Source organism: Metapseudomonas otitidis, from assembly GCF_900111835.1.
GTDB classification, from domain to species: Bacteria; Pseudomonadota; Gammaproteobacteria; order Pseudomonadales; family Pseudomonadaceae; genus Metapseudomonas; species Metapseudomonas otitidis.
Window position 1 is genome coordinate 251057 of record NZ_FOJP01000012.1, and the last position, 6760, is coordinate 257816.

The following is a 6760-nucleotide window of genomic DNA, read 5'->3' on the forward strand; positions in this document are numbered from 1 at the left end:
AGTCCCTCTTGTTTTCTGCACCCTACCCTTCGGCCTGCTAATTGACACCCTATTTGATCCAAGTCAACGAAGTGCTGTTATCGCCAAAGGGAGCGTTCATGCCTCGGAGCAATCTGCTATCGTCGGCCTGTTGCCCCGCCTGGTGAATTGCTGTGCGTCGGATTGGATTGATCCTGCTAATGATTGCTAGTCTCTTGCTGCCGACCTTTGGCGGTGTGGCTTTCAGCATGCCGGCACAACCTTGCCCGATGCAGAGCACCGATCATCAGGGCCATGCAACGGCTGATGTTCCGTGCTGCGAGCAGATGGACAAGTCTGATGGACTGGCCAGTAAGTCACCCTGCAAATCTGGTCAGGAATGCAAGACTGGAGGTCTTCTCCAGACCACCGTGATCAAGAGCATATCCCCTCTTCCCTCGCGCCCCGAAATATTGCTGACCCAGTCGGTGATCAAGCGAGAGCCCACAGGACTCTGGCGCCCTCCTCGTTTCGTCTAATGCAGTGATCATCCCGCGCCTCAAACCAGGCGCATCGTCGCGGCCAAGGCTTCATGGTAGCGACCCCGATCAATCGCATTGGAGGCGAAAGCATGTCCGCTTTCCTTTTCCCGCGCCGTGGCTATCTCGGTGTGTTAGCTGCCGCATTCTGGGCAGTTCCCTGGGTTGCCGCGCAGGCGCAGCCCCTGACCTTCGAACGAGCGCAGGCACTCGCCGAACAGCGCGCACCTGAGAACCTTGCACGGCAAGCCCAGGTTGCCTCGGCACAGCAGGCCATAGGGCCCGCAGACGCCCTGCCCGATCCCAAGCTGATTCTAGGCATCGACAACCTGCCGATCGAAGGCCCGGACCGTTACACACTTAATCGTGACTCCATGACCATGCGCCGCATTGGACTTATGCAGGAGGTACCCAACGGCGACAAGCGTCTGGCCCGTCGCCAACTGGCCGAAGCCTCCATGACACGAGCCGAAGCTGAGCAACGTGCCATGCAGTTGGAAATCAAGCGCCTGACGGCATTGAGCTGGCTGGACGTTTACTACTCAGAGCGCAGCGTTGGCCTCTTCAATCAGCTGGATCGTCAGATCGAGATGCTCCGCTCGACCGCGCAATCGCTGATTGCCGGTGGTGGTGCCCAGCCTGGCGAGCTGTTACAGGCCGACCAGGAAGCTTTGGCGTTACAAGATCGGCGAGATGAGCTGAATCGGGATGTCGCAGTTGCTCGCGCCAAGCTGCGCCGCTGGATCGGCAACGAGGCCGAGCAGCCTTTGCAAGGCGATGTACCCGAGCTGAGGCTAACGGTACCCCACCTGCAACAACGCATGGCCTCGCACCCCGAACTGCGAGCTGCCTCAGCCCGGGTCGGCGAGGCTAGCGCCGAGCTGAACGAGGCCATCGCCGAGAAGACCCCCGACTGGGGAGTCGAATTTGCCTACAACAATCGCGACAACCAGTTCGGCGATATGGTGATGGTGCAATTCACCTTTGACCTGCCGTTGTTCGTAGGTACACGTCAGGGGCCCAAGATCAAGGCCAGACAACAAAGCGTGTCGCAGATGGAAGCCGAGCAGGAGGCGCTACTGCGCGCCCATCAGGCTGAACTGGAAGGCGGCCTTGCCGAGCTTGAGCAATTGCGCAGGACTCTGGCGCGCACCGAAAACACCCTGATCCCGCTCTTAAGCAAACGCGCCGATCTCGAACTGGCCGCCTACCAGGCCGGCAACAGCCAACTGACATCCGTCATCACCGCCCAGCGCGATCTGATCGAGGCGCAGCTGCGGCAGATCGAACAGCAGCGCAAGCTGAACCAGCTCTCCGCAAGCCTGTATTACGCCTATGTGGAGGGACTGAAATGAAGATATCGTCTTTTGGATTTGCAGTCGCCTTGCTGGCTGTGGGGATTAGCGCGGCAGGCGGTGGCTACTGGCTGGCCCAGAGGCAGGCCAAACATGACGCCATACCAAGCAGCGTACCGACAGATGAGCGCCAAGTGCTCTATTGGTACGACCCGATGCAACCGGAGCAACGCTTCGACAAACCGGGCAAGTCACCTTTCATGGATATGGACCTTCTCCCCAAATACGCGGGATCTGAGAAGGATTCGTCTGTTCTGAGCGTCTCCGCTCAAGCCGTGCAAAACCTCGGAATGCGAACCTCAACAGTGATCCGCGGTGTACTGCCCTCGGGCATCGAGGCCGTCGGTTCCCTGGCCTACAACCAGCGTGAGGTGGCAAACCTGCAGGCCCGTGCCGGCGGCTTTGTCGAGCGGGTCTATGGACGCGCCCCGGGCGATGTGCTGCCTGCAGGTACCCCCCTGGTCGACCTGCTGATACCCGAGTGGTCCGCCGCGCAACTGGAGTTTCTCGCCGTGCTGGCGACAGCCGACGCCCGTCTGATCGACGCGGCCCAGGGGCGCTTGCGCCTGCTCGGCATGCCGCACGCGCTGATCGAACAGGTGCGCCGCAGCGGCAAGCCTCGGGCGCTGCAGACCCTCACCACGCCCATCAGTGGTGAGCTGCAGGCATTGGAGGTGCGTGCCGGGATGACCGTTACAGCCGGCCAGGATCTGGCGCGGATCAACGGCCTGTCCACGGTCTGGCTCGATGCGGCGATACCCGAGGCCATGGCCGGAACGGTTCAGGTCGGAAGCGAGATCAACGCCAGCCTGACGGCCTTTCCCGGGCAACCGCTGCAAGGCCGCGTCATCGCCCTTTTGCCGAGTGCAGACCCACAGACCCGCACCGTCACCGTACGCAGTGAGCTGCCCAACCCGACAGGCAAACTGCGCCCCGGCATGTTCGCCGCCGTGCGCCTGAACAGCGAAGCCGAGCAGCCCGCGCTGCTGGTGCCCAGCGAGGCGGTGATCCGCACCGGCAAGCGGGCGCTGGTGATGCTGGCCGAAGACGACGGACGCTACCGTCCCCAGGAAATCACCCTGGGCCGCGAGGCCGATGGCCGCCTGGAGGTGCTGTCCGGTCTCGCGGAAGGCCAGTCGGTGGTCACCTCCGGCCAGTTCCTGATCGACTCCGAGGCCAGCCTGCAGGGCGTCATGGCCGGCAAGGCGGAGCAGCCGCTCGCCCCGGGGCTGCACGAGTCCCATGGCGTGATCCGGGCGCTGGATAGCCAACGGATCACCCTGGAGCATGGTCCCTTCGAGAGCCTGAACATGCCCGGCATGACCATGCCCTTTCCCCTGGCCGGTCCTTCGGTGGCCGCCGGTCTCAAGCCGGGCGACCACGTGCGCATCGGCGCACGGCTGACGGATAGCGGGCTGCTGATCGAGCGGCTCGACAAGCAGGGGGAGCAGCCATGATCGCGCGCCTGATCCACTGGTCGATCGGCAATCGCTTCCTAGTGCTGCTGGCCACCCTGTTCATCAGCGCCCTGGGCATCTGGTCGGTGCGCAGCACCCCGCTGGATGCACTGCCGGACCTATCTGACACCCAGGTCATAATCAGAACCAGCTTTCCCGGGCAGGCGCCGCAGATCGTCGAGAACCAAGTGACCTATCCGCTGGCCACCACCATGCTCTCGGTGCCGGGGGCGAAGACGGTGCGCGGCTACTCGTTCTTTGGCGACTCCTTCGTCTATGTGCTGTTCGAAGACGACACCGACCTCTACTGGGCCCGCTCGCGGGTACTGGAGTACCTCAACCAGGCCCAGGAGCGCCTGCCCGAGGGCGTCACCACCACCCTCGGCCCGGATGCCACCGGTGTAGGCTGGATCTACCAGTACGCCTTGGTCGACCGCAGCGGCCGGCATGACCTGGGCCAGCTGCGAGCGCTGCAGGACTGGTTCCTCAAGTACGAGCTCAAGAGCCTGCCCAACGTGGCCGAGGTGGCCACCCTCGGCGGCATGGTCAAGCAGTACCAGGTGCTGCTCGACCCGCAGAAGCTGGTGGCCTATGGCGTGACTCAGCAGGAGGTCGAGGCCGCACTGAAAAGCGCCAATCAGGAGACCGGTGGTGCCATTCTGGAACTGGCCGAACGGGAATACATGGTGCGGGCTTCCGGCTACCTGCAGAGCCTGGAGGACTTTCGCCAGGTGCCGCTGCGGGCCTCGGCCAGCGGCGTGCCGGTGCTGCTGGGCCAGGTAGCCACCATTCAGCTGGGCCCGGAAATGCGCCGCGGCATTGCCGAGTTGGATGGCCAGGGCGAAGTGGTCGGCGGCGTGGTCATCCTGCGTTCCGGCAAGAATGCCCAGGACACCATTGCTACGGTGAAGGCCAAGCTGGACAGCCTGAAGGGCAGCCTGCCGGCCGGTGTCGAGGTGGTGACTACCTATGACCGCTCGCAGCTGATTGATCGCGCCATCGACAACCTCAGCTATAAGCTGCTGGAAGAGTTCGCGGTGGTTGCCCTGGTCTGCCTGATTTTCCTCTGGCACCTGCGCTCTTCGCTGGTAGCGATCATCACCCTACCCTTGGGCATCCTCATGGCCTTCATCGTCATGCGCTACCAGGGCATCAATGCCAACATCATGTCGCTCGGTGGCATCGCCATCGCCATCGGCGCCATGGTCGATGCCGCCGTGGTGATGATCGAGAACGCGCACAAGCACATTGAGGCCTGGAAGGCCCGGCACCCCGGTGAGCAGCTCCGGGGTGAAGCGCACTGGCGGGTGATCGGCGAAGCCTCGGCCGAGGTTGGGCCGGCGTTGTTCTTCAGCCTGCTGATCATCACCTTGTCGTTCCTTCCCGTGTTCACCCTGGAGGCCCAGGAGGGCAGGCTGTTTGGCCCATTGGCCTTCACCAAGACCTATGCCATGGCCGCCGCCGCCGGGCTCTCAGTCACCCTGGTGCCGGTGCTGATGGGCTATTGGATTCGCGGGCATATCCCCAACGAACAGCAGAACCCGTTGAATCGCTGGCTGATCGAGGCCTACCGGCCGGTGCTGGAGTGGGTGCTGGCCTGGCCCAAGGCCACGCTGGCCATGGCCGTTGTGGTGTTCCTCTCCAGCCTCTGGCCGCTAAGCCAACTCGGCGGGGAGTTCCTGCCGCCCATGGACGAGGGCGACCTGCTGTACATGCCTTCTGCCCTACCCGGCTTGCCGGCCAGCAAGGCCAGCCAGCTGCTGCAGCAGACCAACCGCATGATCCTCACGGTGCCGGAAGTGGCGCGGGTATTCGGCAAGGCCGGGCGGGCGGAGACTGCCACCGACCCGGCGCCGCTGGAGATGTTCGAGACCACGGTGCAGTTCAAGCCGCGCGAGCAGTGGCGCGACGGGATGACGCCGGAGAAGCTGATCGAGGAACTAGACCGCGCGGTGAAGGTTCCCGGGCTCTCCAATATCTGGGTACCACCGATCCGCAACCGCATCGACATGCTGGCCACCGGGATCAAGAGCCCGATCGGGGTCAAGGTTTCCGGCACCTCGCTGGGCGACATCGAGCGCATCACCCGCGATATCGAGGCCGTGGCCAAGGCGGTGCCAGGGGTCAGCTCAGCGCTGGCCGAACGCCTCACCGGCGGCCGCTATGTCGACATCCAGATCGATCGTCTGGCCGCAGCGCGCTATGGCCTGAACATCGCCGATGTGCAGTCGGTGGTGGCCGGCGCCATCGGCGGCAGCAACATTGGCGAGACCGTCGAGGGGCTGGCCCGCTTCCCCATCAGCCTGCGCTATCCCAGGGAGTGGCGCGATAGCCCGGAGGCGCTGCGGCGACTGCCGGTGCTCACCGCCAGCGGTCAGCAGATCACCCTCGGCACGGTAGCCGAGATTCGCCTGAGCGAAGGGCCGCCGATGCTGCGCAGCGAGAATGGGCGACTGTCCGGCTGGGTCTATGTCGATGTCCGCGGGCGCGACCTGGCTTCCACCGTGCGCGAGTTGCAACAGCGCGTCGCCGAGCGTGTGCGGTTGGACGCCGGCATGACCGTCTCCTACTCCGGCCAGTTCGAGTTCCTCGAACGCGCCAATGCGCGGCTGACCTGGGTGGTGCCGGCGACCCTGCTGATCATCTTCGTGCTGCTCTACCTGACCTTCAGCCGCTTCGACGAGGCCCTGTTGATCATGGCCACCCTGCCCTTCGCCCTGTCGGGCGGCATCTGGCTGCTCTACTGGTTCGGCTTCAACCTGTCGGTGGCCACCGGTGTGGGCTTCATTGCCCTGGCCGGGGTCTCGGCCGAGTTCGGGGTGATCATGCTGCTGTACCTGAAGAATGCCTGGCATGCGCGTATGGATGCCGGTCGCATCGGTGATCCGGCCCTACTGGAGGCAATTCGTGAAGGCGCAGTGCTGCGCGTGCGGCCTAAGGTGATGACAGTAGCCGTGATCATCGCCGGCCTGCTACCAATCCTCTGGGGCGGCGGTGCCGGCTCCGAAGTGATGAAGCGCATCGCCGCGCCCATGGTCGGCGGCATGATTACCGCGCCGCTGATGTCCATGCTGGTTTTGCCGGCAGCCTACTGGCTGATGCGAAGGCAGCGTACACAGAGAGTTCGCGCACCGCAGGAGCTATAGCTGCACAAACCCGGGCAACCCATGCACTAGGTTCTGTACGAAAAGTACTGCCGCAGGCATCGCAGCGTGCAAGCCAGCGTGACCATTGCGGCAAAACTCCTGGCGAGCTTGTCGTAACGGGTGCCAATTCTCCGGTTCTCTTTTAGCCAGCCAAACATCCGCTCAATGATATTCCGCTGCCGGTATTTCGGACGATCAAACAGTCGGGGTAGTCCTGGCTTGGGTTTGCGCTTCATGGTGCGCTGTGGAATCACCGGCTGCATGCGGTAGCGGTCGCAGTACTGGCGCAGATGCTCGGCATCGTA

At 63.6% G+C, this 6760-nt stretch carries 4 protein-coding genes; 3 read left to right on the forward strand and 1 reads right to left on the reverse strand.

Annotated features, from left to right (window positions below):
* Positions 1 to 589 precede the first annotated feature (589 nt).
* From BM198_RS17365 to BM198_RS17375, 3 genes are read left to right on the forward strand one after another with little or no spacing between them, the layout of a single operon-like run.
* A complete protein-coding gene (locus BM198_RS17365) occupies positions 590 to 1852 on the forward strand; it encodes a TolC family protein (RefSeq protein WP_074971517.1) in 1263 nt (420 codons plus the stop codon).
* Positions 1849 to 3309, forward strand: coding sequence for an efflux RND transporter periplasmic adaptor subunit (locus BM198_RS17370; protein WP_074971518.1), 1461 nt, complete (start codon positions 1849 to 1851; stop codon positions 3307 to 3309). Before BM198_RS17365 ends, BM198_RS17370 begins: the two co-directional genes overlap by 4 nt.
* Positions 3306 to 6455, forward strand: coding sequence for an efflux RND transporter permease subunit (locus BM198_RS17375; RefSeq protein ID WP_074971519.1), 3150 nt, complete (start codon positions 3306 to 3308; stop codon positions 6453 to 6455). Before BM198_RS17370 ends, BM198_RS17375 begins: the two co-directional genes overlap by 4 nt.
* A 26-nt stretch (positions 6456 to 6481) precedes the next feature.
* Here the strand turns inward: BM198_RS17375 and BM198_RS17380 are convergent.
* Positions 6482 to 6760, reverse strand: a 279-nt coding sequence (locus tag BM198_RS17380; protein WP_139233648.1) for a transposase, incomplete at its 5' end; no start/stop codon positions are given.

Bases quoted from the DNA above. Each gene is read 5' to 3' on its own strand.
- BM198_RS17370 (WP_074971518.1), top strand. From the start codon at position 1,849: ATGAAGATATCGTCTTTTGGATTTGCAGTCGCCTTGCTGGCTGTGGGG.
- BM198_RS17375 (WP_074971519.1), top strand. From the start codon at position 3,306: ATGATCGCGCGCCTGATCCACTGGTCGATCGGCAATCGCTTCCTAGTG.
- BM198_RS17365 (WP_074971517.1), top strand. From the start codon at position 590: ATGTCCGCTTTCCTTTTCCCGCGCCGTGGCTATCTCGGTGTGTTAGCT.